The organism is Methanospirillum sp. (assembly GCF_035406105.1).
GTDB lineage: Archaea > Halobacteriota > Methanomicrobia > Methanomicrobiales > Methanospirillaceae > Methanospirillum.
The window spans coordinates 1-2262 of sequence record NZ_DAONKG010000301.1 but is presented as its reverse complement, the minus strand read 5'-3'; the positions used below and the strand labels follow the sequence as shown (position 1 = coordinate 2262).

Here is a 2262-nt window from a genome sequence, read left to right as displayed (position 1 = left end):
GCGGTCATGCTGTCACCACCTGGTCACAGGAGGAGGGAGTTAAGATAACCCTCCTGATATTGTCTCCTGCATTCATCAGCCGGCTGGGTATGGTTACAACGTCACCGGATGGAAGCCGGATATCGATGTTGCCCTTCCGGGTGTATACCACGCCTGCAGGACCAAGACTATTCTTATCCAGGTCCCTCAGTGGGATGGTATACCCACGCTTCAGTAATGACAAATCATCATTACCTATCAGGTATGATGTATTATCTGTTTCAAGCGTGAAACCTGCCGGGGTGTGCTGGAAGGTGCAAGAATCCATCTTATACCACTCCTGCCTTCTGTTCTCTTCTGAATGCAGCCAGGCAGTTCTTAACCTGGTTGTTATCGGTCCCGGCTGCTCTGCAATGTCCGTTTCTTCCAGCATAGCAGAATGACAGGCACATGGTCCGGGCCTGGTGTGCTTCGGTTATTGTCATTTTTTTCACTTCCTAAATTAAATTTTGAGTGCCGGGAGTTCTCCGGCTCTCCGGTATTTCCACATCATCTCCATGATGTTTGCCTGGTGGTTCAGGTCCAGGTGTTGGTATCTGGTCATCCGGGCCACCAGTTCTTCTACGGTCATTCCATCATCTAAGAGTCTCTGAATTGCCCCGGTGTATTTTTCCCAGAGCTTTTCATCCATGCTTTTTTCGATTTCTTCTGGTGTGGTCATCTCTGTCACCTCGCTACACTACTATCTTAGCTTCAATAGTATATATATTGTTCGAACAATGTTAGAACAAATACTATTATGTCATGACAAAATAAATACAATATACGAATAACGTTTAGGGAATGAAAGAAATGGAAATAACCGCAAAATGCTATAAAACAATAGACAAGCAGGTCAAAACTCAGGGAAACTCAGGTGCCGTTTATGTCCCGAAGTCCTGGTCAGGGAAAGAAGTCCGGGTCCTGCTCCTCGAGCCGTTAGAAGAAGAGTGACAGTGTACAAAGTGTACATGGTTGCATACATACTGTCAGTATCCATTTTGGCTACTGTCCGGTATTGACACTTTGTCAAGTGTAGAGTATTTTCGCTTCTTTTCTTAATCGGAGAAGAATTACTCCCAAGACACCGTTATGATAACGGGGGGATGACCCCCCTGGTGAGCGAGAAGCATGTGCGAAAATTGACCAGCACCGTTCACCGGTTGGCGTGGGAGAGAGCACGGCCCCCGGATCATCACGGTTGGATCAGAGTGACCCGTCTACAATATCCCAGATGACCAGGTATTCACCGGCCGCTCTTGCTTCCTGCTCGGCCTGCAGGATCTTTTCTGCTCTGTCCGGATCATCTTCTTCAATCGTTACAAACCGGATCTTATGTTGCCTGCCGGCCTGCTCGAGTCTCTTGAGTCTTGCTTCCAGGTTCATTGCTCACCGCCCAACAGCCGGGTCAGAGTGTCCCGGTCTACCTGGTCAAGCCTGTCAGGGTCACAGTCACACCGGAGTAACAGCCGGGCAACCTGACCACAGGCAGGACCGGACAGGGTCCCGGTATACCCGGTCACCTGCCGGATGATCTTCAGGGCTTCCGTCTCGACCTTCTCGTCTGACCAGGACAGGGCCGGGTTTCGTGCTGCAGGTGTCATCTGTTCCAATCGTTCGATTCTGGTTTCAATGTTCATAGTCTCTCCTCGAGTGCACGGAGACGGGCTTCAATTGATTCCAGCTGCTCGTCCCTGATGAGAGAACCGTGCGTCTTAATCGCTTCAATCAGAAGCCTCGTCTTCGCGTCACGCATCTTTTCAGTATCGGGTTCAGATAGCCGGCCAGCTATAGATTTCTTATCCAGGTGTCGGATGAGCCGGCTTGTTACCTGCATAAGATCCTGACGCTCTAATTTTTTCAGATTCTCCGGTGCAACTTCTGAAAATTCTTCATCAGCCATGATTACCTGTTAGGATTGCCAGATAGCGTGAATGATTTCTGTTATCCCTGTCTGGCAATGGGGACAGGGAAAAGCATGATACATCACCGGGATGCGGTAGGCACCATTGACCGAAAAAAACCCGTATGCCTGATGGAACGGGGTGTTCCTGATGACCTCTTCAGTGTATGCCTCAATATACCCTGCCATGTTCGCGTTGGAGGCACCACAAGCCGGGCACTTGAGATCCGCCATGTCCTGGACCCTTGTGTTTCCCACAAATACAATGAGGTTCCCGTTCTTCACCCACTCGCGGGCAGTGGTCTCTACCCGCCTGCGAAACTTCTCTCGCTCTGCCATTT

8 protein-coding genes are annotated in these 2262 nt (G+C 49.8%); 1 reads left to right on the top strand and 7 read right to left on the bottom strand.

Annotated elements, in window-relative coordinates; genetic code table 11:
- Window positions 1–4: 4 nt before the first annotated feature.
- From PLA23_RS12720 to PLA23_RS12710, 3 genes are read right to left on the bottom strand one after another with little or no spacing between them, the layout of a single operon-like run.
- Window positions 5–307 carry a hypothetical protein gene (locus tag PLA23_RS12720; RefSeq protein WP_324475425.1) on the bottom strand — a complete coding sequence of 101 codons (303 nt, stop codon included), beginning with the start codon at window positions 305–307 and terminating at the stop codon, window positions 5–7.
- 1 nt (window position 308) lies between these two features.
- Window positions 309–464 (bottom strand): hypothetical protein, encoded by a 156-nt coding sequence (locus PLA23_RS12715; RefSeq protein ID WP_324475424.1) that lies wholly within the window; start codon window positions 462–464, stop codon window positions 309–311.
- Between the two features lie 17 nt (window positions 465–481).
- The gene (locus tag PLA23_RS12710; protein WP_324475423.1) at window positions 482–700 is read right to left on the bottom strand and encodes a hypothetical protein; all 219 of its coding nucleotides are present in this window, start codon (window positions 698–700) and stop codon (window positions 482–484) included.
- Between the two features lie 131 nt (window positions 701–831).
- Between PLA23_RS12710 and PLA23_RS12705 the strand changes: the two genes are divergently transcribed.
- The gene (locus tag PLA23_RS12705) at window positions 832–972 is read left to right on the top strand and encodes a DUF2080 family transposase-associated protein (protein WP_324475422.1); all 141 of its coding nucleotides are present in this window, start codon (window positions 832–834) and stop codon (window positions 970–972) included.
- A 252-nt stretch (window positions 973–1224) separates the two neighbouring features.
- Here PLA23_RS12705 and PLA23_RS12700 read toward each other — a convergent pair whose 3' ends face one another.
- The 4 genes from PLA23_RS12700 to PLA23_RS12685 all read right to left on the bottom strand — a co-directional run.
- The gene (locus tag PLA23_RS12700; protein ID WP_324475421.1) at window positions 1225–1404 is read right to left on the bottom strand and encodes a hypothetical protein; all 180 of its coding nucleotides are present in this window, start codon (window positions 1402–1404) and stop codon (window positions 1225–1227) included.
- Window positions 1401–1658: a hypothetical protein gene (locus tag PLA23_RS12695; RefSeq protein ID WP_324475420.1), complete on the bottom strand. Its 258-nt coding sequence runs from the start codon at window positions 1656–1658 to the stop codon at window positions 1401–1403. Before PLA23_RS12695 ends, PLA23_RS12700 begins: the two co-directional genes overlap by 4 nt.
- Window positions 1655–1921, bottom strand: a complete 267-nt coding sequence (locus tag PLA23_RS12690; RefSeq protein ID WP_324475419.1) for a DUF8136 domain-containing protein — start codon at window positions 1919–1921, stop codon at window positions 1655–1657. Before PLA23_RS12690 ends, PLA23_RS12695 begins: the two co-directional genes overlap by 4 nt.
- Window positions 1922–1930: 9 nt before the next feature.
- Window positions 1931–2262 (bottom strand): hypothetical protein (locus PLA23_RS12685; protein ID WP_324475418.1); only part of this gene is annotated, 332 nt, incomplete at its 5' end.